Raw genomic sequence first — 23,611 nt, forward strand, 5'->3', positions numbered from 1 at the left:
ACGCCCCCTCACTGCCCCGCGTTTGTCTTCGCCGGGGTGCGGAAAACCCCACCCCAGCCCGGGCGATCACCCCATGGCGCACCACGCGCCCCGCCCTCCGCCATGAATTCATGAATTCCGGATTGACACGATCAGCTTTGCGCGGCGGCGGTGGTGAGCGCGGCCACGATGGGTACGGCGGTGGCCCAGCACCCGGCACCCACGCTCAGTGCGGCGCCCCCCGCCACCCCGACACAGGAAGGGCGAACTTGGCGACGAGCCGGTCGGTGAACGACGCGTGGTGCAACCGCGCCAGCCGTACGGGCACGGCGCCCCGCCGCACCACCACTCGCGCCCCGGCGGGCAGTTCCACGGTCCTGCGGCCGTCGCACCACAGCACGCCGTGCGGCGTGTGCGGCTGCACCTCCACCGCGAGCACCGAATTCGGCGACGTAACCAGCGGCTTGGCGAACAGCGCGTGCGCACTGATCGGCACCATCAGCAGCGCCTCCACCTCCGGCCACACCACGGGCCCGCCGGCCGAGAAGGCGTACGCCGTGGAGCCGGTCGGGGTGGCGCAGACGATGCCGTCGCAGCCGAACCCGGTCACCGGCCGGCCGTCGATCTCCAGGACGACTTCCAGCATCCGCTCCGGCGAGACCTTCTGCACGGCGGCCTCGTTGAGCGCCCAGTCCTCATGCACGATGTCGCCGTTGTTGTGCACGAGGACGTCGAGCGTCATGCGCTCCTCGACCTCGTACGCACGCGTGACGACCCGGTCGACGACCTTGTCGAGGTCGTCCCGCTCCGCCTCCGCGAGGAAGCCGACGCGACCGAGGTTGACGCCGAGCATCGGCACCCCGGAAGCGCGCGCGAACTCGGCGCCGCGCAGCAGCGTCCCGTCCCCCCCGAGGACGATCAGCAGTTCGCAGCCGTCGAGTACGGCGGGCGAGGCTTCCGCCACCGTCTCGACGGACGGTGGCAGCGGCAGATCGGCCGCCTCCGCCGCCAGCACGCGCACGCCGATGCCGCTGCGCAGCAGCCCCTGTACGACCAGTTCCGCGCTGCGGATCGCCGCGGGGCGTCCGGTGTGCGCGAGCAGGAAGACGGTTCGTGCTTCTCCGGAAGACGCGGCAGATCTGTCTGTCGTCGTCGCTGTCGTTGTCGTCGTTGTCAACTCGGCCCCTCCGCCACTGCACGGTCAACATCCGCCGGGTCGAGCTCGGGAGCTCCGGCCCGGAGCCACAGAAAGTACTCGACATTCCCCGAAGGCCCGGGCAGCGGACTGGCGGTGACGCCCCGTACGCCCAGGCCGAGCCCCCAGGCCTGCCCCGCCACGGCCCGTACCGTCTCGGCCCGCAGCTCGGAGCTGCGTACGACGCCGCCGCTGCCCAGGCGGTCCTTTCCCACCTCGAACTGCGGCTTCACCATCATCACGAGATCGGCGTCCGGCGCGGCACACCGCACCAGCGCCGGCAGCACCAGCCCCAAAGGGATGAAGGACAGATCACCGACGATCAGGTCGACCGCCTCCCCGTCAATCGTCTCGAGTGTCATTTCCCGCACGTTGGTACGGTCCTTGACTCTCACGCGTTCATCGGACTGCAGCGACCACGCGAGCTGGCCGTATCCGACGTCGACGGCGACGACCTGCCGGGCCCCGGCGCGCAGCAGCACATCGGTGAATCCACCGGTCGAAGCCCCGGCGTCGAGCGCCCGCCGCCCCTCGACCTTCAGCCCCAGCGGTACGAACGCCTCCAGCGCGCCGGCCAGCTTGTGGCCGCCCCGCGAGACGTAGTCGGGGTCGTTGTCGTCCTTGAGCACCACGACTGCGGCGCTCGTCTCGACCTGCGTGGCGGCCTTGGTCGCGACGGCGCCGCCCACCTTCACCCGCCCTGCGGCGATCAGCTGGCTCGCGTGCTCCCGTGAGCGTGCGAGGTTCCGGCGGACCAGCTCGGCGTCGAGGCGTCGGCGCGCGACTCCTGCCACGATCGGTTCAGCTCCTGTTGTCGTACGAGGAAGGGGGCACCGGGGGTCCCGGTCGTGCGTCCAGCGCGGTCAGCGCTTCGCGCAGTCCCCCGTGTACATCCTCGTACACCTCGATGTGCCCGTCCGCCGGGAGGTGGTCGGCGTCACCCAGCCGCTCGAGCAGCGCGTCGACGTCGGCGTGCCCGGTGGGGGTGCGCTCCACCCCGAGGGGCGCCAAGGCGGCCGGGTCGTGCACCGCGGCGGCAGCGCCCCCCGCCGGCTCCTCGGCGTTGTCCTCGACGTCCTCGACGGCCTGGACGTCCTCGACCTCATGGTTCATGCCCCGACGCTACCCCGAAGCCCTGGGGTACCGTCGATCCCGATGGCAACGATGGAAGAGTGCCGCAGCGCACTCGACAAACTTTCGGACAACCTGGCTCAGGCCGAGGACGGCGTACGCAGTGCCGCCTCGCTCGACCGTTCCCTGAGCTGTCACATCACGGATCTGGACGCCACGTTCACCGGCCGCCTCGCGGACGGCCGGATCGACGTACGGGACACCTTCGACGGGCCCCCGCGCGAGCGCGCCGAGATCCGCCTGGCCATGACCGGCGACGACCTGGTCGCCATGGTGGGCGGCGAGTTGAACTTCGCCAGGGCCTGGGCCTCGGGCCGGGTCGGCCTCGAGGCCGGTTTCCGCGACCTGATCCGCCTCAGGAAGCTGCTGTAGCCGACCGTCCCGTTCCGCCTCGGGGAAGCAGCCGCGGCCGATCCCGCCGCGGGTCCCCGTCCCGCCCCGCCTCAGGAGGCCGGCACGGCCTCGGCCACCGTCCGCCCCCCGCGCGCCTTCCGCGCCGCAGGCACCACCAGCGGCGTCCCCGTCTCCGGGTCCTCGATGACCTGGCAGCGCAGTCCGAAGACCCGCTCCACCAGCTCCGCCGTGACCACCTCGGCCGGCGGCCCCTGCGCGACGATCTCGCCGTCGCGCATGGCGATCAGGTGCGTGGCGTATCGCGCGGCATGGTTCAGGTCGTGCAGTACGGCGACGAGGGTGCGGCCCTGCGTCTCGTGCAGTTCCGCACACAGATCCAGCACGTCGATCTGGTGCTGGATGTCGAGAAACGTCGTCGGCTCGTCGAGCAGCAGCAGCGGCGTCTGCTGGGCCAGCGCCATCGCGATCCACACGCGCTGCCGCTGCCCGCCGGACAGCTCGTCGACGTAACGGTCGGCCAGCTCCCCGACACCCGTCGCGTCCATCGACTCCCCGACGATCCGCTCGTCCTGCGGCGACCACTGCCGCAGCACCCCCTGGTGCGGGTAGCGCCCGCGCGCCACCAGGTCCGCGACCGTGATCCCGTCGGGCGCTATGGACGACTGCGGCAGCAGCCCCAGCGTCCTGGCGACCTTCTTCGCGGGCATGGAGCCGATGGCGTTCCCGTCCAGGAGCACCCGCCCCTGCGTGGGCTTGAGCATCCGTGAGAGAGCGCGCAGCAGCGTCGACTTGCCGCACGCGTTGGGCCCGACGATGACCGCGAACGAGTTGTCCGGTATCTCGACGGACAGATCCTCCGCGATGACTCGCTGGTCGTACGCGAGGGTCACCGATTCCGCACTGAGGCGCTGACGCTGCACTGGCTTGCTCCTGGGATTCTTCTCGGTCGTCATATACGTCCCGCCTTGCGCTCGGTGACCAGCAGCCACAGCAGGTAGCAGCCGCCGAGCACCCCGGTCACCACGCCCACCGGCAGCTGGGTGTCGCCGAAGCCCTGCTGGGCGATCCAGTCGGCGACCACGAGAAGCGTGGCGCCCATGCAGACCGAGGCCCCGAGGTTGGGCCCCGGCGACCGCGTGAGCCTGCGGGCGAGCTGCGGCGCGCTCAGCGCCACGAAGGCGATGGGCCCGGCGGCGGCGGTGGCCACCGCGATGAGCAGTACGGCGGAGAGCATCAGCACCAGCCGCCCGCGTTCGACGCTCACCCCCAGGGCGTACGCCGCGTCGTCGCCCATCTCCATCATGCGCAGCGCCCGCCCGTGCGCCAGTACCAGCGGAATGAAGACGACACACACGCCGAGCAGCGGCCACGCCTGCTCCCAGCCACGCCCGTCGAGCGAGCCCGTCATCCACACCGTGGCCCGGGTCGCGTCGACGATGCTGGCCTTGGTGATCAGGTAGTGGTTGAGGGCCGTCAGCATGGCGGCCGCGCCGATTCCGACGAGCACCAGCCGAAAGCCGTGCACGCCCCGCTTCCACGCGAGGAAGTAGACGGCGGCTCCCGTCAGCAGACAGCCGACGAGCGCACCGGCCGTCACCGCGACGGCGTTCCCCTTGAACAGCACGATCACGGCCAGCGCACCGGCCGTCGCACCCTGCCCGAACCCGATCACGTCCGGACTGCCCAGCGGGTTGCGCGAGATGGACTGGAAGACCGCCCCGGACATCCCGAGCGCCGCACCGACGAGCAGCGCGACGACGGCCCTCGGCATCCGCAGCTCGGTGACGATGAATTCCTGCGACGCGGTGCCGTTTCCGAGGAGGGTACGTACGACATCGCCCGGCGACATGGGGAAGTCGCCACTGCCGATGAGCACGACTCCCACGGCCAGCGCCGCGGCGGTGAGCAGCAGCGTGGCGAGGAGCGCCCTGGGCTCGACACGGAAGGAGAAGCCGCCGCGGGTGCGTATCGCGCGCGAGGTCCGCGTCCGCGAAGGAGTCCTCGATGGAGTCCTCGAAGGTGAAGTAACAGTCACAGTTGAGCCATCTTCCGGCGGCGTACGAGATGGATGAACACGGGCCCGCCGACCAGCGCGGTCACGATGCCCACCTGGAGTTCGGAGGGCCGGGCGACGACCCGCCCGATGACGTCGGAGCCCAGCAGCAGCACCGGCGCGAGCACTGCGGCGTACGGCAGGATCCAGCGCATGTCGGGTCCGGTCAGCGTTCGCACGAGGTGCGGCACCATCAGCCCGATGAAGACGATCGGCCCGCACGCGGCGGTCGCGGCGCCGCACAGCAGCGTCACGGCGACCATCGCGAGGACGCGCGTACGGGTCAGATGCGCGCCCAGCGCCCGCGCCGTGTCCTCGCCCATCTCCATCGCGTTGAGCGGCCGCGCGATCACCAGCGCGAGCACCACTCCGACGGCGATGAACGGCCACACCTTGCCGATGATCTCCATGTCGGCGGAGGCCAGCGAGCCGACGGTCCAGAAGCGGATCTGCTCGAGCGCCGCCGAGTCCATCAGCTGTACGGCGTTGACGTAGCCGTAGAGCGCGGCGGTAGCGGCGGTGCCGGCGAGCGCGAGCCGTACGGGTGTCGCGCCGCGGCTGCCGCCGAGGATGTACACCAGCACGGAGACCACTCCCGCACCGACGAACGAGAACCAGACAAATCCGCTCAGGGAGGTGATGCCGAAGAAACTGATGGCGGAGACGACAGCGGCCGCGGCACCCGCGTTGACCCCGAGGATTCCAGGCTCCGCGAGCGGGTTGCGCGTGAGCCCCTGCATGACCGCGCCCGAGAGCCCGAGCGCCGCACCGACGAGCACGCCCAGGATGGTGCGGGGCACCCGCACGTCCCGGACGATCACGTCATTGCCGGTGCCGGAGGCGTGAAACAGGCCGTGCCACACGTCGCCCAGCGCAAGGGGTTTGGCACCGATCGCGATACTCGCGACGACGACCAGCAGCAGCACGCCGATGGAGACGAACAGTCCCACGGCACGTACGGCATTGCGTTTGGGGGACGCGGGGACCTGCGGGGCCTGCACCGCGCTCTGCTTGGGGGAACTCTCGACCAACACGGAGTTAGGTTAGCCTACCCTCGCATCGCGACAAACGGCCGCTGCCCCCATGGTTTTTACCTGCCGGCGCGGCGGCACGCGCCCTAAAGCCCCACCCTGTCCAGCGCCTTGCTCGCATCCAGCCCGCACGCCCCGTCCCCGGCGTACGTCCAGGCCGCAGCGCACAGCGCCCGGAGCCCGTCCAGCGCCGCGCCCTCCCCGTCGGCCACCAGCTCGCCACCCCGCACGGAAGCGGTCCACCCGCCGCACGCGAACCCGCCGCCGCTCCCGGACACTTCGGTCCCTTCGGCCACTTCCGTCACTTCCGGCTGCCCGGTGAGCAACCCCCGCAGGTCCGCGTCCACATAGGTCGGCCGGTACTTCGGTGCCGCCGCCAGCAGCTGCGCACCGTCCGTCACCCCGGTCAGTACGAGCAGCGAGTCCACGCCGCCCGCGTTCGCACCCTCGATGTCCGTGTCCAGCCGGTCCCCGACGACCAGCGGCCGCTCGGCGCCGGTCCGCAGAATCGTCTCCCGGTGCATCGGCGGCAACGGCTTGCCCGCCACCTGCGGCTCGGCGCCCGTGGCGATCCGTACGACCTCGACCGCCGCGCCGTTGCCCGGCGCGATCCCCCGCGCACTCGGAATCGTCAGATCGGTGTTGGACGCGAACCACGGCAGCCCCCGCGCGACGGCGTACGAAGCCTCCGCGAACCGCCCCCACGCCAGATCGGGCCCGCCGTACCCCTGCACGACGGCCACCGGATCGTCGTCGGCCGACTCCACCGGCACCAGCCCGCGCTCACGCAGCGCGACCCGCAGACCGTCCCCACCCACGACCAACACCCGGGCGCCCGCGGGAACCTGATCGGCGATCAGCCGGGCAACAGCCTGCGCCGACGTAATGACATCGGAAGCCGCCGCCGGCACCCCGAGCTCCGTCAGATGCTCCGCCACCGCACCGGGCGTGCGCAGCGCGTTGTTGGTCACGTACGCGAGGTGCATCCCGCCCTCCCGGGCCACCTCGAGCGCGTCCACCGCGTGCGCGATGGCCTCGCCGCCCGCGTACACCACACCGTCGAGATCCAGCAGAGCCGTGTCGTACGCCTCCCTCAGCGCACGCGCGCTCGCGTCGGGCCGGGTCCTGGTCTGCTGGCTCATTCCGTATCGCTCCTAGATCCGTGCTTGTCCCCCGATCATTGCTCATCGGGCGACCCCACTTACCATGCACCAATGAGTACACCTGGTCGGCCCGAGGAGGACCACGGCCTGCGCCTGGCCCCGTTCCGTGGACTGCGCTACGTCCCCGAGCGAGTGAGCAGCCTGGCCGCTGTCACGTCTCCGCCGTACGACGTGGTCGTGCGGCCCGACGGCCTCCACCACCTGGAATCGGCCGACCCGTACAACATCGTCCGCCTCATCCTCCCGCAGGCCGCCACGCCCGCCACCCGCAACCAGCAGGCCGCCGACACCCTGCACCGCTGGCTGTCGGAAGGCGTGCTCGCCCCGGACCCCGAGCCGGCTCTCTACGTGTACGAGCAGCGCAACGGCGACCTCCTCCAGCGCGGGCTCATCGGAGCCCTCACTCTCACCCCGCCCGCCGAGGGCATCGTTCTCCCCCACGAGGACGTCATGCCCCACGTCGTCGCCGACCGCGCCGCCCTCATGCGCGCGACCGCCGCCAACCTCGAACCGCTCCTGCTGACCTACCGCAGCGGCGGCAACGCGACCGGCGCGACCGCCGTCATCGAACGCGCCATCCACCGCGCCCCGATCCTGGCCACCACCACAGAGGACGGTTTCAGCCATCGCCTGTGGTCCATCACGGACCCCGCCGAGCTGGCCGAAATCACGACCGACCTGTCCCGCCGCCAGGCGCTGATCGCGGACGGCCACCACCGCTGGGCAACGTACCTGCGCCTCCAGGCGGAGCGCCCGGCCACCGGAGCCTGGGACTCCGGCCTGGTCCTCCTCATCGACACGGCCCGCTACCCGCTCCAGGTCCGCGCCATCCACCGCCTGTTGCACCGCCTCCCCGTCGCGGACGCCCTCGCCGCGGTAGCGGACACCTTCCGCATCCGCGAGGTCCCGGGTGCTCTCCCCCAAGCCCTGGACGCCCTCGCCGAGGCGGCCACCGCCGGCAACGCGTTCCTCCTGGCCGGAGACGGCGCGTACCACCTCATCGACCGCCCCGACGAGGCCCTGCTGTCCCGTACGGTCCCGGCGGGCCGCCCCGCGGCATGGCAGACCCTGGACGCGACAGTCCTGCACGCCACTCTCCTCGACCACGTGTGGTCGATCCCCGACGCCCCCGAGGACATCGCGTACATCCACGACACGGAGGCGGCCGTGACCCAGGCGGAACGCCACGGCGGCACGGCGGTCCTGATGCATCCAGTACGTGAAGAAGTCGTCCTGGAGCTGGCCCGCCAGGGCATCACGATGCCCCGCAAATCCACCTCGTTCGGTCCGAAGCCGGCAACCGGCCTGGTGCTGCGCAGCCTCGACCTGAGCTGAGCCGCCCGGAAACGCGAAAGGGCGGCACCCCACCGGGGTGCCGCCCTCATTCACACGGACTCAGTCAGCTCTTGTCGCCGTCACCAGGCTCCACGGAGCCCTGGTCGTCGTCCTCAACCTCGACGTCGTCCGTAACAACAGACTCGGTCTCCTCGGCCGCCGACTCCCCCGACTCCTCGCTGTCCTCGTCGAGGGCATCGACGAAGTCGACACCGTCGAGCTGGGCAAGCCGGTCGGCAGCGTCCGTCAAACCGTCCTTGTCAGCCTCGTTGGCCTTGGCGAACCACTCACGCGCCTCGGCCTCACGCCCGGCGGTCAGCAGTGCGTCGGCGTACGCGTACCGCAGTCGCGCGGTCCACGGCTGCACCGAGTTCGACGCCAGCTCGGGCCCCTGCAGGGTCACGATGGCCGCATCGATCTGCCCCATGTCCCGGCGCGCCCCGGCCGCGACCATACGCATCTCGACCTGGCCGGCCTTGTCGAGCTTCAGCACCTCCGGCTCACCGGCCATCGCCATCGCCCGCTCCGGCCGCCCGAGCCCACGCTCGCAGTCCGCCATGACGGGCCACAGCTCCACGCTCCCGGTCATACGGCGGGCCGCACGGAACTCCGCGAGCGCCTCCGTGTACCGCTGAGTCGCGTACGCCGCGAAGCCCGCGGCCTCACGCACGGCAGCCACTCGCGAGGCGAGCCTCAGCGCGATGCGCGAGTAGGCGTACGCCTCTTCGGGCTCGTCGTCGATGAGGTTCGCGACCATGACGAGGTTCTTGGCAACGTCCTCGGCAAGGGTCTTCGGCAGGCTCTGGAGCTCCTGACGAACGTCCTTGTCGATCTCGTGGCCCGTGACGTCCTCGGGAATGGGAAGCCGCTTGACGGGCTCGCGCTCCCGGTCCTCACGCTGCCCGCGGTACCCCTCGCGGTCGCCACCGCGGTCACCCCGGTCGTCACGACGCGGGGCACGGTCGTCCCGACGAGGCCCACGGTCATCACGACCACCACGGAACCCGCCACCACGCTCGTCATCCCGACGCGGGGCGCTGCTCGGCCGGTCGTCACGACGCGGAGCGCTGCTCGGCCGGTCGTCACGACGCTGGTAGCCACCACCACCACTCGGGCGGTCGTCGCGACGCTGGAACCCACCACCGCCACTGCTGGGACGGTCATCACGACGCTGGAACCCACCACCACCACTGCTGGGACGGTCATCACGACGCTGGAACCCACCACCACCACTGCTGGGACGGTCGTCGCGACGCGGCGCACGGTCATCACGACCACCACGGAACCCACCACGCTCGTCGTCCCGACGCGGGGCGCTGCTCGGCCGATCGTCACGACGCTGGTAGCCACCACCGCCACCGCTCGGACGGTCATCACGACGCTGGAAGCCGCCACCGCCACCGCTCGGACGGTCATCACGACGCTGGAACCCACCGCCGCCACTGCTGGGACGGTCATCACGACGCTGGAAGCCGCCACCACCACCACTACTGCTGGGACGGTCGTCGCGACGCGGCGCACGGTCATCACGACCACCACGGAACCCACCACGCTGGTCATCTCGACGCGGCCCACTGCTCGGCCGATCGTCACGACGCTGGAACCCACCGCCACCACCGCTGGGACGGTCGTCACGACGCTGGAACCCACCACGGTCGTCGTCACGACGAGGCCCGCGATCGTCACGGCCGCCACTGGGGCGGTCGTCACGGCGCTGGAAGCCGCCACCACCGCTGGGACGGTCGTCACGACGCTGATAGCCACCGCCACCACCGCTCGGCCGATCGTCACGACGCTGGAACCCACCGCCACCACTGCTGGGACGGTCGTCACGACGCGGCGCACGGTCATCACGACCACCACGGAACCCACCACGCTCGTCATCTCGACGCGGCCCACTGCTCGGCCGGTCATCACGACGCTGGAAGCCACCGCCACCACCACCGGCCGGACGGCCGCCTCGGCTGTCGTCACGGCGAGGGCCGCTGCTCGGCCGGTCGTCACGACGCTGGTAACCGCCGCCACCGCCACCACCGCTCGGACGCCCGCCTCGGTCATCATCACGGCGAGGCCCGGCGGAGCGGTCGTCACGACCGCCGCGGGGCGCTCCACCGGTGGGGCGGTCGTCACGACGGAACCCACCGCGATCGTTGTCCTGGCGCGGCGCACGGTCGTCGCGACCGCCGCGGTATCCGCCCCTGTCATCGCCGTCTCGCCGGCGCGGCTCGCGCTCCGGACGATCGTCGGAAGAGTTGGTGGACATCGGTTGGCTCCTGTCTTGGGGTAACGCAGTCATTCTCGCGCAGTCGGCCATCCGACGCGCTTCGGAAAAACAAAAAGGACCCTTGGTCCAGCATGAACGCTGGACCAAGGGTCCTGAAAGATTGTTCGGCGGTGTCCTACTCTCCCACAGGGTCCCCCCTGCAGTACCATCGGCGCTGAAAGGCTTAGCTTCCGGGTTCGGAATGTAACCGGGCGTTTCCCTAACGCTATGACCACCGAAACCCTATCGGGCTTAGCGAACAAGCACACTCTTCAATTAAGTAAGTGGATCTGTTCAACCGGTGCGATAACTGTTCGCAACCCGGGAACAACACAGTGGACGCGAGCAACTGAGGACAAGCCCTCGGCCTATTAGTACCAGTCAGCTCCACCCGTTACCGGGCTTCCACATCTGGCCTATCAACCCAGTCGTCTACTGGGAGCCTTAACCCCTCAAAGGGGGTGGGAACACTCATCTCGAAGCAGGCTTCCCGCTTAGATGCTTTCAGCGGTTATCCTTTCCGAACGTAGCCAACCAGCCATGCCCTTGGCAGGACAACTGGCACACCAGAGGTTCGTCCGTCCCGGTCCTCTCGTACTAGGGACAGCCCTTCTCAATATTCCTACGCGCGCAGAGGATAGGGACCGAACTGTCTCACGACGTTCTAAACCCAGCTCGCGTACCGCTTTAATGGGCGAACAGCCCAACCCTTGGGACCGACTCCAGCCCCAGGATGCGACGAGCCGACATCGAGGTGCCAAACCATCCCGTCGATATGGACTCTTGGGGAAGATCAGCCTGTTATCCCCGGGGTACCTTTTATCCGTTGAGCGACAGCGCTTCCACAAGCCACTGCCGGATCACTAGTCCCGACTTTCGTCCCTGCTCGACCCGTCGGTCTCACAGTCAAGCTCCCTTGTGCACTTACACTCAACACCTGATTGCCAACCAGGCTGAGGGAACCTTTGGGCGCCTCCGTTACTCTTTAGGAGGCAACCGCCCCAGTTAAACTACCCATCAGACACTGTCCCTGATCCGGATCACGGACCGAGGTTAGACATCCAGCACGACCAGAGTGGTATTTCAAGATTGACTCCACACACACTGGCGTGCATGCTTCACAGTCTCCCACCTATCCTACACAAGCCGAACCGAACACCAATATCAAACTGTAGTAAAGGTCCCGGGGTCTTTCCGTCCTTCTGCGCGAAACGAGCATCTTTACTCGTAGTGCAATTTCACCGGGCCTATGGTTGAGACAGTCGAGAAGTCGTTACGCCATTCGTGCAGGTCGGAACTTACCCGACAAGGAATTTCGCTACCTTAGGATGGTTATAGTTACCACCGCCGTTTACTGGCGCTTAAGTTCTCAGCTTCGCACGCCCGAAAGCGCACTAACCGGTCCCCTTAACGTTCCAGCACCGGGCAGGCGTCAGTCCGTATACATCGCCTTACGGCTTCGCACGGACCTGTGTTTTTAGTAAACAGTCGCTTCTCGCTGGTCTCTGCGGCCACCCCCAGCTCACCGTGTAAAACGGATCACCAGTGATGGCCCCCCTTCTCCCGAAGTTACGGGGGCATTTTGCCGAGTTCCTTAACCATAGTTCACCCGAACGCCTCGGTATTCTCTACCTGACCACCTGAGTCGGTTTAGGGTACGGGCCGCCATGAAACTCGCTAGAGGCTTTTCTCGACAGCATAGGATCATCCACTTCACCACAATCGGCTCGGCATCAGGTCTCAGCCTCAATGAGGGACGGATTTACCTACCCCTCGGCCTACACCCTTACCCCGGGACTACCACCGCCCGGGCTGGACTACCTTCCTGCGTCACCCCATCGCTTACCTACTACCACCTTGGGCCGGCGGCTCCACCACTTCCCTTTGCCCGAAGGCTCCAGGACGGCTTCACGGCCTTAGCATTAATGGATTCGATACTGGGCGTTTCAAAGCGGGTACCGGAATATCAACCGGTTGTCCATCGACTACGCCTGTCGGCCTCGCCTTAGGTCCCGACTTACCCTGGGCAGATCAGCTTGACCCAGGAACCCTTAGTCAATCGGCGCACACGTTTCTCACGTGTGTATCGCTACTCATGCCTGCATTCTCACTCGTGAACCGTCCACAACTCGCTTCCGCGGCTGCTTCACCCGGCACACGACGCTCCCCTACCCATCCACACGGGCGTTGGCCCTATATGTGTGAATGACACGACTTCGGCGGTACGCTTGAGCCCCGCTACATTGTCGGCGCGGAATCACTTGACCAGTGAGCTATTACGCACTCTTTCAAGGGTGGCTGCTTCTAAGCCAACCTCCTGGTTGTCTCTGCGACTCCACATCCTTTCCCACTTAGCGTACGCTTAGGGGCCTTAGTCGATGCTCTGGGCTGTTTCCCTCTCGACCATGGAGCTTATCCCCCACAGTCTCACTGCCGTGCTCTCACTTACCGGCATTCGGAGTTTGGCTAAGGTCAGTAACCCGGTAGGGCCCATCGCCTATCCAGTGCTCTACCTCCGGCAAGAAACACACGACGCTGCACCTAAATGCATTTCGGGGAGAACCAGCTATCACGGAGTTTGATTGGCCTTTCACCCCTAACCACAGGTCATCCCCCAGGTTTTCAACCCTGGTGGGTTCGGTCCTCCACGACCTCTTACAGCCGCTTCAACCTGCCCATGGCTAGATCACTCCGCTTCGGGTCTAGAGCGTGCAACTCAATCGCCCTATTAGGACTCGCTTTCGCTACGGCTTCCCCACACGGGTTAACCTCGCTACACACCGCTAACTCGCAGGCTCATTCTTCAAAAGGCACGCAGTCACGACGCATTGAGTAAACTCAATGCGCGACGCTCCCACGGCTTGTAGGCACACGGTTTCAGGTACTATTTCACTCCGCTCCCGCGGTACTTTTCACCATTCCCTCACGGTACTATCCGCTATCGGTCACCAGGGAATATTTAGGCTTAACGGGTGGTCCCGCCAGATTCACACGGGATTTCTCGGGCCCCGTGCTACTTGGGTGTCTCTTAAACGAGCCGTATGAATTTCAGCTACGGGGGTCTTACCCTCTACGCCGGACCTTTCGCATGTCCTTCGCCTATCCATACGGTTTCTGACTCGTCTCACAGTCGGCAGACTGTGACAAAGAGATCCCGCAACCCCGTATGCGCAACCCCTGCCGGGTATCACACGCATACGGTTTGGCCTCATCCGGTTTCGCTCGCCACTACTCCCGGAATCACGGTTGTTTTCTCTTCCTGCGGGTACTGAGATGTTTCACTTCCCCGCGTTCCCTCCACATACCCTATGTGTTCAGGTATGGGTGACAGCCCATGACGACTGCCGGGTTTCCCCATTCGGAAACCCCCGGATCAAAGCCTGGTTGACGGCTCCCCGGGGACTATCGTGGCCTCCCACGTCCTTCATCGGTTCCTGGTGCCAAGGCATCCACCGTGCGCCCTTAAAAACTTGCCCACAGATGCTCGCGTCCACTGTGCAGTTCTCAAGCAACGACCAGCCACCCATCACCCCACCCTTACGGGCGAGTGCACTGGGGCCGGCATCGCGAAGATAAGGACCGAAGTCCGTACCCTCAGATACCCAACAGCGTGCCCGACCCGATTTACTGTGCTCACTTTCCACGCCGAAGCAGTACTTGTGAACCCACCAAACCGTGCCGAGTAGTCAACGTTCCACCCATGAGCAACCAGCACCGGACGTTCGCCGATGAACTGGCCTCTGACCCGGCGAACCGAGTAAGAAGTGCTCCTTAGAAAGGAGGTGATCCAGCCGCACCTTCCGGTACGGCTACCTTGTTACGACTTCGTCCCAATCGCCAGTCCCACCTTCGACAGCTCCCTCCCACAAGGGGTTGGGCCACCGGCTTCGGGTGTTACCGACTTTCGTGACGTGACGGGCGGTGTGTACAAGGCCCGGGAACGTATTCACCGCAGCAATGCTGATCTGCGATTACTAGCAACTCCGACTTCATGGGGTCGAGTTGCAGACCCCAATCCGAACTGAGACCGGCTTTTTGAGATTCGCTCCGCCTCGCGGCATCGCAGCTCATTGTACCGGCCATTGTAGCACGTGTGCAGCCCAAGACATAAGGGGCATGATGACTTGACGTCGTCCCCACCTTCCTCCGAGTTGACCCCGGCGGTCTCCTGTGAGTCCCCATCACCCCGAAGGGCATGCTGGCAACACAGGACAAGGGTTGCGCTCGTTGCGGGACTTAACCCAACATCTCACGACACGAGCTGACGACAGCCATGCACCACCTGTATACCGACCACAAGGGGGGCACCATCTCTGATGCTTTCCGGTATATGTCAAGCCTTGGTAAGGTTCTTCGCGTTGCGTCGAATTAAGCCACATGCTCCGCTGCTTGTGCGGGCCCCCGTCAATTCCTTTGAGTTTTAGCCTTGCGGCCGTACTCCCCAGGCGGGGAACTTAATGCGTTAGCTGCGGCACCGACGACGTGGAATGTCGCCAACACCTAGTTCCCAACGTTTACGGCGTGGACTACCAGGGTATCTAATCCTGTTCGCTCCCCACGCTTTCGCTCCTCAGCGTCAGTAATGGCCCAGAGATCCGCCTTCGCCACCGGTGTTCCTCCTGATATCTGCGCATTTCACCGCTACACCAGGAATTCCGATCTCCCCTACCACACTCTAGCCTGCCCGTATCGAATGCAGACCCGGGGTTAAGCCCCGGGCTTTCACATCCGACGTGACAAGCCGCCTACGAGCTCTTTACGCCCAATAATTCCGGACAACGCTTGCGCCCTACGTATTACCGCGGCTGCTGGCACGTAGTTAGCCGGCGCTTCTTCTGCAGGTACCGTCACTTTCGCTTCTTCCCTGCTGAAAGAGGTTTACAACCCGAAGGCCGTCATCCCTCACGCGGCGTCGCTGCATCAGGCTTTCGCCCATTGTGCAATATTCCCCACTGCTGCCTCCCGTAGGAGTCTGGGCCGTGTCTCAGTCCCAGTGTGGCCGGTCGCCCTCTCAGGCCGGCTACCCGTCGTCGCCTTGGTAGGCCATTACCCCACCAACAAGCTGATAGGCCGCGGGCTCATCCTTCACCGCCGGAGCTTTTAACCCCTCCCCATGCAGGGAGGAGTGTTATCCGGTATTAGACCCCGTTTCCAGGGCTTGTCCCAGAGTGAAGGGCAGATTGCCCACGTGTTACTCACCCGTTCGCCACTAATCCACCCCGAAGGGCTTCATCGTTCGACTTGCATGTGTTAAGCACGCCGCCAGCGTTCGTCCTGAGCCAGGATCAAACTCTCCATGAATGTTTGCTCGTAATCGAGCTAGCACCACGAAAGAGCGGAACAGATCGGGCCGGAATATGGCCCGCTGTTCTCAGCGTCCTCGCTGTGTTTGCCTGGACTGCACTATCACTAGGACAGCCAGGTCTTCTTCAAAGGAACCACCAACCCACCGAAGTGGGCCGGGGTATCAACATATCTGGCGTTGACTTTTGGCACGCTGTTGAGTTCTCAAGGAACGGACGCTTCCTTTGTACTCACCCTCTCGGGCTTTCCTCCGGGCTTTCGTTCGGTATTTCGTGTTTCCGACTCTATCAGACTCTTTCGTGTCCGACTTCCTCGGCGCTTTCCAGGTTTTCGCTTTTGCGTTTCCCTTTCCGGCGTGTTCACCACTTTAGCGGATTCCCCTTGCGGCTCATAATCGAGCCGCTGGGCAGGAATTCGGGCATGCCGAAATCGAACCCGTCAGGGAAGTCGTAGGTAGTGGTTGGCCGCTTCGAGGTGCTTCGGCTGGCTCGAAAACCCGTACCGACAGCAGTGCCCGTGTCAAGCGGCTCGGGCCACATTAGGCGTCCGTCGGGGCCGCGTCAAGTTCGTCGGCGGCGCGGTGTGTGGGCCCTGAAGGGGCTCACCGTGGGGTCTCCGTCGATCCAGAATCGCCAGGGGTGGTCCGCGCCCTCCCCGCCTACGCCGGTACGTGGTCCGTTCTGTACCAGGTCAGCGGGTGCCGGTGTGCCGTGCAGTACAGACAGAGGGGAGTCGGGGCCGGCGCAGAGGTCTGTGCTGTCGAGGGTTCGGTCGATGGCGAGTCCCGTGGCGAGGCGGGCGGGGCCTTTGGCCAGTTCCTTGTCACTTCGGGCCGAGAGTCGTCGCTTACGCACCATCTCCTGGCCGCGCATCACCTCTCCCCCGCGCAGGAGCACGCCGCTCGCGGTGTGCTCCGGGCCGCAGACCAGGTTGAGGCTGAACCACATGCCGTAGATGAAGTAGACGTACGCATGACCGGGCGGGCCGAACATCGATGCGTTGCGTTGGGTCTTTCCGCGGTAGGCGTGCGACCCCGGGTCGCCGGAGCCGTTGTAGGCCTCGACCTCGGTGATGCGGAGCTCGATCGGTCCGTCGTCGGTCAGTCGTACAAGAGTGCGCCCCAAAAGGTCGGGGGCGACCTCCAGTACGGGGCGGTCGAAGAACGGCCTGCGGAGCGGCGTGCGGTCGGGGTCGGTGATCATGCCCTCCGAGCGTAGTGGAAGTCGTCCGTTCGGGTAGCTGGCCTTGAGGCGCGCGCTTTGCCAGGGTGAGGGCCGCGGAACCGGGAGCGGTCGTTCCGCGTTTGTACTGGTCAGAGTAAGAACCAAAGTTCTGGGGAGAAGATATGGGCTTCAAGAAGTTGCTTGCGAGCTTGGGCGCGGGTGGCGCTTCGGTGGAGACGGTGCTGACCGAGGCGAACGTCGTACCTGGCGGTGTGGTGCAGGGCGAGGTGCGTATTCAGGGCGGCTCGGTCGATCAGCAGATCGAGGGGCTCTCCGTCGGCCTGCAGGCACGCGTCGAGGTCGAGGGCGGTGACCAGGAGGTCAAGCAGGACATCGAGTTCACGAAGCAGCGGCTCGGTGGTGCCTTCGAGGTGAAGGCCGGCGCGGTGCATGTGGTGCCGTTCGGGCTCGAGATTCCCTGGGAGACGCCGATCACCAGCATTGCCGGCCAGCAGTTGCACGGCATGAACATCGGGGTGACGACCGAGCTTGAGATCGCGCGAGCCGTGGACTCGGGCGACCTGGACCCCATCAACGTGCACCCGCTGCCGGCGCAGCAGGCGCTGCTGGACGCCTTCGTGCAGTTGGGCTTCCGCTTCAAGAGCGCGGACATGGAGCGCGGGCACATCCGGGGAACGCGCCAGCGGCTGCCCTTCTACCAGGAGATCGAGTTCCAGCCGCCGCAGCAGTACCGCGGGCTGAACCAGGTCGAGTTGACCTTCATCGCGGACGACCGCGAGATGGATGTCGTCCTGGAAATGGACAAGAAGCCGGGGCTCTTCAGCGAGAGCAGCGACTCGTACCGGGCCTTCAAGGTCGGGCTGAACGACTTCCAGGGAACCGATTGGGTTGCTTACCTCAACCAGTGGCTCGCCCAGGTCGGCGGCCAGCGCAACTGGCTCTAGGCTCGGGAGCCGTCAGACAGCACAGTGCAAACCGGAGGTTCAGACGTGTCCGAGGCGAAGAGGCCGCCGCTTCCCCATGACTTCCATCCGCCCGTGCCCTCGTTCACTGTGGTGAGTGGGGATGTCGCGGACGGGGCGGTGTTGAAGGACGCCCAGGTGTACGCCGCCGGCAATACGTCGCCGCACTTGCGATGGGAAGGGTTTCCCGCCGAGGCCAAGAGTTTCGCCGTGACGTGCTTCGATCCGGACGCGCCGACCGGCAGCGGGTTCTGGCACTGGACCGTCTTTGACATTCCGGCGTCGGTGACGGAGCTGCCCACGGGGGCGGGCAGCGGGAAGTTCGAGGGGTTGCCGCAGGGCGCCGTTCAGGTTCGTAACGACTACGGGTCGAAGGACTTCGGCGGGGCGGCGCCGCCGGCCGGTGAGAAGCACCGCTATGTGTTCACCGTGTACGCGGTGGACACGGAGAAGCTCGGTCCCGACGCCGACACCTCCCCCGCTGCTGTGGGATTCAACCTGCGGTTCCACACGCTCGGGCGTGCGCAGCTGGTCGCCGAATACGAGGCTCCCGCGGCGAGTTGACCGTTCACTTTCTGTTTGCCCGTCCCTGGTCTTGGAAGAGATCAGGGACGGGCATCTTTTTATTGCGTTGTCCATCTCGGTGTGCCCGGTCAGAGTTGATCCAAGCCCGCCACGGGGTGGGCCGGCGCAAGGAGGGTGGGCGGGATGCGGGACACGCTGGTACTGAACGCGAGCTTCGAGCCGCTGTCTACGGTGACACTGAACCGGGCGGTGGTGCTTGTCCTGACGGACAAGGCCGTCGTCGAACAGGCCCGCCCCGGACTTCTGATGCGTGCGGCCGCCGTGGAGCTTCCGGTGCCGCAGGTGATCAGGCTGTGCCGTTATGTCCGGGTGCCATTCCGAAGACACGCACCGTGGTCGAGGCGCGGTGTGCTGATACGGGACCAGCACCGGTGCGCGTACTGCGGGCGGCGGGCCACCACCGTCGACCATGTGGTGCCGAAGGCGCAGGGCGGCGGGGACGGCTGGCTGAATACGGTGGCGTCGTGCGCGGAGGACAACCACCGCAAAGCGGACCGTACGCCGGACGAGGCGGGGATGCCGCTGCTGCGCCGGCCGTTCGTTCCTTCGCCCGCCGACGCGATGCTGCTGGCGCTGGGAGCGGATGAGAGGTCGGCGCTGCCGGACGGGGTCGCCCCTGCTCGAACGGAGTCGAGAGCGTGGGGGTGGCTGGCGCAGTCCGCCTGACGCCCCTCAGTAGTGAGCCCGCCTTCGTCCGGAGGCGGGCTTCTGTGTGCCGCGTCATCGCATCAGCAGCTGGACGATCGCGACCGTGCCCACGGCCACGATCAGTGCGCGCAGGGCGGTGGGTGGCAGGCGGCGGCCGATCTTGGCGCCGAGCTGGCCGCCGAGGGTGGAGCCGACCGCGATGAGGGCTACGGCCGTCCAGTCGAATTCCGCGGCGAAGAGGAAGAAGGCCGCGGCGACGGTGTTGACGATGGCGGCGAGGACGTTCTTGGCTGCGTTCAGGCGTTGCAGGTGGTCGGTGAGCAGCATGCCCATCAGGGCGACGTAGATGATTCCCTGGGCCGCGGTGAAGTAGCCGCCGTACACGCTGGCGAGCAGGAGGCCGGTGATGAGGAGTGGGCCGCCGTCGGCGTCGGTGCTGGTGCCGTTGCGTTCGCGGCGGCGCTGGACGGCCTTGGTGATTCGGGGTTGCAGGATCACCAGGACGAGGGCGAGGCCGACCAGGACCGGCACGATCGTCTCGAAGGCGGTGGCTGGGAGGGCTAGGAGCAGTACGGCTCCGCAGATGCCTCCGACGGCGGCGGCCGCGCCGAGGCGCAGGATGCGGCGGCGCTGGCCGGCGAGTTCCTTGCGGTAGCCGATGGCGCCGCTGATCGAGCCGGGGATCAGGCCGAGGGCGTTGGAGACGGTCGCGGTTACCGGCGGCAGGCCGGTTGCGAGCAGTACCGGGAAGGTGATGAGGGTTCCGGAACCGACGATGGTGTTGATGGTTCCGGCGCCCACGCCCGCCGCGAAGACTGCGAGCATCTCCCAGATGGTCACGGTGTGCCCTTCGTGCGTGATCGTTGCTTGATGCACCGATCATGCACGACGGCGGGCCCGCGCCCAGGGACGGGGGTCAGGGGTCAGGGGTCAGTCGATGGGGGGATCCTGGCGGCGCTCCGGGCTGCGCTCCTGGCCCGTGTTGAACCCCGGGGCGCCACCGGTGAAGTTGCCGAAGGCGCCGCTGAGGCCCTTGAGCGCGTCACCGATCTCGCTCGGGACGATCCAGAGCTTGTTGGCGTCCCCCTCGGCGATCTTCGGGAGCATCTGGAGGTACTGGTACGAGAGGAGCTTCTGGTCCGGGTCGCCCGCGTGGATGGACTCGAAGACCGTACGGATGGCCTGGGCCTCGCCCTCGGCGCGCAGCGCGGACGCCTTGGCCTCACCCTCGGCGCGCAGGATCGCGGACTGCTTCTCGCCCTCGGCGGTGAGGATCGCGGACTGCCTGATGCCCTCGGCGGTGAGGATCGCGGCGCGCTTGTCGCGGTCGGCGCGCATCTGCTTCTCCATCGAGTCCTGGATGGAGGTGGGCGGCTCGATCGCCTTGAGCTCGACGCGGTTGACGCGGATGCCCCACTTGCCGGTGGCTTCGTCGAGGACACCGCGCAGGGCCGCGTTGATCTCCTCGCGGGAGGTCAGGGTCCGCTCCAGGTCCATGCCGCCGATGATGTTGCGCAGCGTGGTGACAGTGAGCTGCTCGATCGCCTGGATGTAGCTGGCGACTTCGTACGTCGCGGCCCTGGCGTCGGTGACCTGGTAGTAGATGACGGTGTCGATGTTGACGACGAGGTTGTCCTGAGTGATCACCGGCTGGGGCGGGAAGGGCACGACCTGTTCGCGGAGGTCGATCCGGTTGCGGATCGAGTCGATGAACGGGACGACGATGTTCAGGCCGGCGTTGAGGGTGCGCGTGTAGCGGCCGAAGCGCTCCACGATGGCGGCGCTGGCCTGCGGGATGACCTGGATCGTCTTGATGAGGGCGATGAATACCAGCACCACCAGAATGATCAGGACGATGATGACGGATGACATCGCGTTTCCCGTGCCCTTCGTGTTGTGCTTCTCGGGAGACCGGCCGGGCCCGTGGGCCGTGCGCGGACGATCTGATGATCAATCTTCCCAGAACGCCGGTCGGTGTGCGGTGCGTTCGGATTACCTGGCCGGGTTACATCACTACGGCCGTCGCTCCGTCGATCTCGATGACGTCGACCTGCTGGCCGGGTTCGAAGCTCTGGCCCGCGTCGAGGGCGCGTGCGGACCAGACTTCGCCCGCGAGTTTGATGCGGCCGCCGTTGCTGTCGACCCGTTCCAGCACTACTGCCTGACGGCCCCTCAGGGCGTCGACTCCGGTGCGGTGTTCGGGCCGTTCGGAGCGGTGACGGGCGGCTATCGGGCGTACGACCGCGATCAACGCGACCGAGACGGCGGCGAAGACCAGCACCTGGGCGACCATTCCGCCGCCCAGGCTCGCGGTCACGGCGCCGGCGACCGCGCCTGCCGACAGCATTCCGAACTCGGGCATCGCGGTCACCACGAGCGGAATTCCCAGCCCGACAGCGCCGATCAGCCACCACACCCATGCATCGATGTCCACATGGTCATGGTAGGTGCGGGGGGTCTTCGCGGACAGGGCGCGGGCGGCGCGGGAGCGGGGCTCCCGGAATGTCAGGCGAGCGGCAGGCCCTGGGCCGTCCAGCGGTCGGACCTGCGCTCGACGACGAGCGGGAGGCCGAAGCAGAGGGAGAGGTTGCGGGAGGTCAGTTCGGTCTCCACGGGGCCTGCGGCGAGGACCCTGCCCTGACGGATCATCAGGACGTGGGTGAAGCCGGGGGCGATCTCCTCGACATGGTGCGTCACCATGATCATCGAGGGAGCGTACGGGTCGCGGGCGAGGCGGCCGAGACGGCGGACGAGGTCTTCGCGGCCGCCGAGGTCGAGACCGGCGGCGGGCTCGTCGAGGAGCAGCAGTTCGGGGTCGGTCATCATCGCGCGGGCGATCATGGTGCGCTTGCGCTCGCCCTCGGAGAGCGTGCCGAACTTCCGGTCGAGGTACTCGGTCATGCCGAGGCGGTCGAGGAAGGCGCGGGCGCGCTGCTCGTCGACCTCGTCGTAGTTCTCGTGCCAGGTGGCGGTCATGCCGTACGCCGCGGTGAGCACCGTCTCAAGGACGGTCTGGCGCCTGGGCAGCTTGTCGGCCAGCGCGATGCCGGCCATGCCGATGCGGGGGCGGAGCTCGAACACGTCGGTGCCGGGGCTGCCGAGCGTCTCGCCGAGGATCTTGGTGCTGCCGGAGGACGGGAAGAGGTAGCTGGAGGCGATGTTCAGCAGGGTGGTCTTGCCGGCGCCGTTGGGGCCGAGGATCACCCAGCGCTCGCCCTCCTTGACCGACCAGGAGACGTCGTCCACCAGAGCGCGTCCGTCGCGGACCACGGATACGTCCACCAGCTCCAGTACATCGCTCATGAGCGCGTTGTCTCCCCATGCAGTCTCGAGAATGTCGGGTGTGCCTGTAGGCACAGCTCCAGGGGAAAACCTACGCCACCGGTCGAGCGGTCCGGCTGCTAGGTCCATTACCTAGGCTGGGGCCATGCTTTCCGAACCTCGCTCAGGACGACTGGCCGCATGGGGAAATGCCCTGTTGGCCGGAATTGCTTCGCCGGATCACGTCGCGCTCGCCATTGTCGGGGAGGACGCGGTGCACCGGGTGGAAGGTGTGCCCGGGGAGGCGGGGCCTGTCGGGCTCACGCTGGCCCTGGGGCGTCTTCGCGCGCTGGGGGCCACCGGGTTCCGGGTGGCGCTGCCGGCGCCGGGGCATCCGCTCGGGCTCAGCGGGCCGCCGGAGTTCAACGCGCGGGCGCTGGAGGCGGAGGAGGCGGTGGTCTGCTCCGGGGCGGCGCTTGGGTTGGTGCCGGAGGTGTACGAGGTGGGGCCGGCCGGGGACGTGCGGGTCGAGGTGACGTGGCACTGCCTGGCGGTGCGGGAGGCTCCGCCTGCTGATGTGCCTTCGCTCGGGGAGGCCGAGCGGGAGCTCGCGGAGGCGCTTCGGGATGCGACGGCTGTGCTGTCGCGGCTCGATGTGGCGGGGTCGGGGCCGGTCGCCGAGGCGGCGATCGACGCGTACCGGGCGCGGGTGGAGGGGGGCGGCGGTGAGGTGCTGGCTCCCGGGTATCCGCCACGGGCGGTACGGGTGCTGGAGCTGGCGCAGCGGGTGGGGCTGCTGGTCTCTGTGGCGTACGAGAACGGGCACGGGGGCGCGGTCAGTGCCTCGGAGATGGCGGCTCGGGGGGAGGCGCTGCGGCCGGTGGAGCGGGTGGCTCGGCGGGCGCAGGTGGCGGCGTACAACGCGTGGGTGGAGGAGCGGGAGCGGGGGCGCTAGCGCTGAGCGTTCCCCTTGCGCGGGGCCGGCGTTCGTTGCCCTGCGCGGGGCCGGCGTTCGCGGCTTGCTCGGGGCTGAGCGATGGAGGCTGGGTGCGGGTGCGGTGCGGGTGCGGGCAAGCCCCCGGGGCCCCCGGGACGCCCTGCGGGCGTGTCCTCAAACGCCGGACGGGCTTGAAAAACGAGGCGGGGCCACGAATCGGCCTGAA

General features: G+C 67.0%; 19 protein-coding genes, 3 rRNA genes and 1 pseudogene. 6 read left to right on the plus strand and 17 right to left on the minus strand.

Features of this window, described 5'->3' with window-relative positions; all coding sequences use genetic code 11:
• Positions 1–205: 205 nt before the first annotated feature.
• The 3 genes from AC1P0E_RS06400 to AC1P0E_RS06410 are packed head-to-tail and all read right to left on the minus strand — an operon-like array spanning position 206 to position 2,287.
• Positions 206–1,156, minus strand: coding sequence for an NAD kinase (locus AC1P0E_RS06400; protein ID WP_482741172.1), 951 nt, complete (start codon positions 1,154–1,156; stop codon positions 206–208).
• Positions 1,153–1,968 carry a TlyA family RNA methyltransferase gene (locus tag AC1P0E_RS06405; RefSeq protein ID WP_482741173.1) on the minus strand — a complete coding sequence of 272 codons (816 nt, stop codon included), beginning with the start codon at positions 1,966–1,968 and terminating at the stop codon, positions 1,153–1,155. Before AC1P0E_RS06405 ends, AC1P0E_RS06400 begins: the two co-directional genes overlap by 4 nt.
• A gap of 7 nt (positions 1,969–1,975) precedes the next feature.
• Positions 1,976–2,287 (minus strand): hypothetical protein, encoded by a 312-nt coding sequence (locus AC1P0E_RS06410; protein ID WP_482741174.1) that lies wholly within the window; start codon positions 2,285–2,287, stop codon positions 1,976–1,978.
• Positions 2,288–2,329: 42 nt separating this feature from the next.
• On the opposite strand from AC1P0E_RS06410, the gene AC1P0E_RS06415 reads away from it, so the two are divergent.
• Positions 2,330–2,677 carry a sterol-binding protein gene (locus AC1P0E_RS06415; RefSeq protein ID WP_482741175.1) on the plus strand — a complete coding sequence of 116 codons (348 nt, stop codon included), beginning with the start codon at positions 2,330–2,332 and terminating at the stop codon, positions 2,675–2,677.
• 71 nt (positions 2,678–2,748) lie between these two features.
• Here the strand turns inward: AC1P0E_RS06415 and AC1P0E_RS06420 are convergent, their stop codons facing one another.
• The 4 genes from AC1P0E_RS06420 to AC1P0E_RS06435 form a co-directional block, all read right to left on the minus strand.
• Positions 2,749–3,612 carry an ABC transporter ATP-binding protein gene (locus AC1P0E_RS06420; RefSeq protein WP_482741176.1) on the minus strand — a complete coding sequence of 288 codons (864 nt, stop codon included), beginning with the start codon at positions 3,610–3,612 and terminating at the stop codon, positions 2,749–2,751.
• Positions 3,609–4,694 (minus strand): FecCD family ABC transporter permease, encoded by a 1,086-nt coding sequence (locus AC1P0E_RS06425; protein WP_482741177.1) that lies wholly within the window; start codon positions 4,692–4,694, stop codon positions 3,609–3,611. The genes AC1P0E_RS06420 and AC1P0E_RS06425 overlap by 4 nt, the downstream gene beginning before the upstream one ends.
• Entirely contained in the window at positions 4,691–5,662 is a 972-nt protein-coding gene (locus AC1P0E_RS06430) for a FecCD family ABC transporter permease (protein WP_482745671.1), read from the minus strand. Before AC1P0E_RS06430 ends, AC1P0E_RS06425 begins: the two co-directional genes overlap by 4 nt.
• Positions 5,663–5,829: 167 nt before the next feature.
• Positions 5,830–6,885, minus strand: coding sequence for an HAD-IIA family hydrolase (locus AC1P0E_RS06435; RefSeq protein ID WP_482741178.1), 1,056 nt, complete (start codon positions 6,883–6,885; stop codon positions 5,830–5,832).
• 72 nt (positions 6,886–6,957) lie between these two features.
• Between AC1P0E_RS06435 and AC1P0E_RS06440 the strand changes: the two genes are divergently transcribed.
• Positions 6,958–8,241, plus strand: coding sequence for a DUF1015 family protein (locus AC1P0E_RS06440; RefSeq protein ID WP_482741179.1), 1,284 nt, complete (start codon positions 6,958–6,960; stop codon positions 8,239–8,241).
• Positions 8,242–8,305: 64 nt separating this feature from the next.
• Here AC1P0E_RS06440 and AC1P0E_RS06445 read toward each other — a convergent pair whose 3' ends face one another.
• The 6 genes and pseudogenes from AC1P0E_RS06445 to AC1P0E_RS06470 all read right to left on the minus strand — a co-directional run bounded on the left by AC1P0E_RS06445 (position 8,306) and on the right by AC1P0E_RS06470 (position 17,010).
• On the minus strand, positions 8,306–8,998 hold the full coding sequence (locus tag AC1P0E_RS06445; protein ID WP_482745672.1) for a hypothetical protein: 693 nt from the start codon (positions 8,996–8,998) through the stop codon (positions 8,306–8,308).
• A 456-nt stretch (positions 8,999–9,454) separates the two neighbouring features.
• Positions 9,455–10,555 (minus strand): annotated as a pseudogene (locus tag AC1P0E_RS06450) (hypothetical protein); the annotation flags it as partial.
• 72 nt (positions 10,556–10,627) lie between these two features.
• A 5S ribosomal RNA gene (rrf, locus tag AC1P0E_RS06455) occupies positions 10,628–10,744 on the minus strand.
• Positions 10,745–10,855: 111 nt separating this feature from the next.
• Positions 10,856–13,980: ribosomal RNA gene (locus AC1P0E_RS06460) — 23S ribosomal RNA — on the minus strand.
• Between the two features lie 299 nt (positions 13,981–14,279).
• Positions 14,280–15,805 (minus strand): 16S ribosomal RNA (locus tag AC1P0E_RS06465).
• Together the 16S, 23S and 5S rRNA genes form the textbook arrangement of a ribosomal RNA operon.
• A 563-nt stretch (positions 15,806–16,368) precedes the next feature.
• A complete protein-coding gene (locus AC1P0E_RS06470) occupies positions 16,369–17,010 on the minus strand; it encodes a DNA-3-methyladenine glycosylase (RefSeq protein ID WP_482741180.1) in 642 nt (213 codons plus the stop codon).
• Positions 17,011–17,153: 143 nt separating this feature from the next.
• Between AC1P0E_RS06470 and AC1P0E_RS06475 the strand changes: the two genes are divergently transcribed.
• The 3 genes from AC1P0E_RS06475 to AC1P0E_RS06485 all read left to right on the plus strand — a co-directional run bounded on the left by AC1P0E_RS06475 (position 17,154) and on the right by AC1P0E_RS06485 (position 19,205).
• Positions 17,154–17,936, plus strand: coding sequence for a sporulation protein (locus AC1P0E_RS06475; protein ID WP_482741181.1), 783 nt, complete (start codon positions 17,154–17,156; stop codon positions 17,934–17,936).
• Between the two features lie 45 nt (positions 17,937–17,981).
• Positions 17,982–18,518 carry a YbhB/YbcL family Raf kinase inhibitor-like protein gene (locus AC1P0E_RS06480; RefSeq protein WP_482741182.1) on the plus strand — a complete coding sequence of 179 codons (537 nt, stop codon included), beginning with the start codon at positions 17,982–17,984 and terminating at the stop codon, positions 18,516–18,518.
• A 144-nt stretch (positions 18,519–18,662) separates the two neighbouring features.
• On the plus strand, positions 18,663–19,205 hold the full coding sequence (locus tag AC1P0E_RS06485; protein ID WP_482741183.1) for an HNH endonuclease: 543 nt from the start codon (positions 18,663–18,665) through the stop codon (positions 19,203–19,205).
• A 54-nt stretch (positions 19,206–19,259) separates the two neighbouring features.
• Here AC1P0E_RS06485 and AC1P0E_RS06490 read toward each other — a convergent pair whose 3' ends face one another.
• The 4 genes from AC1P0E_RS06490 to AC1P0E_RS06505 form a co-directional block, all read right to left on the minus strand.
• Positions 19,260–20,027 carry a sulfite exporter TauE/SafE family protein gene (locus AC1P0E_RS06490; protein WP_482741184.1) on the minus strand — a complete coding sequence of 256 codons (768 nt, stop codon included), beginning with the start codon at positions 20,025–20,027 and terminating at the stop codon, positions 19,260–19,262.
• 90 nt (positions 20,028–20,117) lie between these two features.
• The gene (locus tag AC1P0E_RS06495) at positions 20,118–21,059 is read right to left on the minus strand and encodes an SPFH domain-containing protein (RefSeq protein WP_482741185.1); all 942 of its coding nucleotides are present in this window, start codon (positions 21,057–21,059) and stop codon (positions 20,118–20,120) included.
• Positions 21,060–21,192: 133 nt separating this feature from the next.
• Positions 21,193–21,621 carry an NfeD family protein gene (locus AC1P0E_RS06500; protein WP_482741186.1) on the minus strand — a complete coding sequence of 143 codons (429 nt, stop codon included), beginning with the start codon at positions 21,619–21,621 and terminating at the stop codon, positions 21,193–21,195.
• A 71-nt stretch (positions 21,622–21,692) separates the two neighbouring features.
• A complete protein-coding gene (locus AC1P0E_RS06505; RefSeq protein WP_482741187.1) occupies positions 21,693–22,490 on the minus strand; it encodes an ABC transporter ATP-binding protein in 798 nt (265 codons plus the stop codon).
• A gap of 124 nt (positions 22,491–22,614) precedes the next feature.
• Between AC1P0E_RS06505 and AC1P0E_RS06510 the strand changes: the two genes are divergently transcribed.
• The gene (locus tag AC1P0E_RS06510; protein WP_482741188.1) at positions 22,615–23,403 is read left to right on the plus strand and encodes a hypothetical protein; all 789 of its coding nucleotides are present in this window, start codon (positions 22,615–22,617) and stop codon (positions 23,401–23,403) included.
• The last annotated feature ends 208 nt before the right edge of the window (positions 23,404–23,611 follow it).

This window comes from Streptomyces sp. TRD_SC_5, from assembly GCF_056836825.1.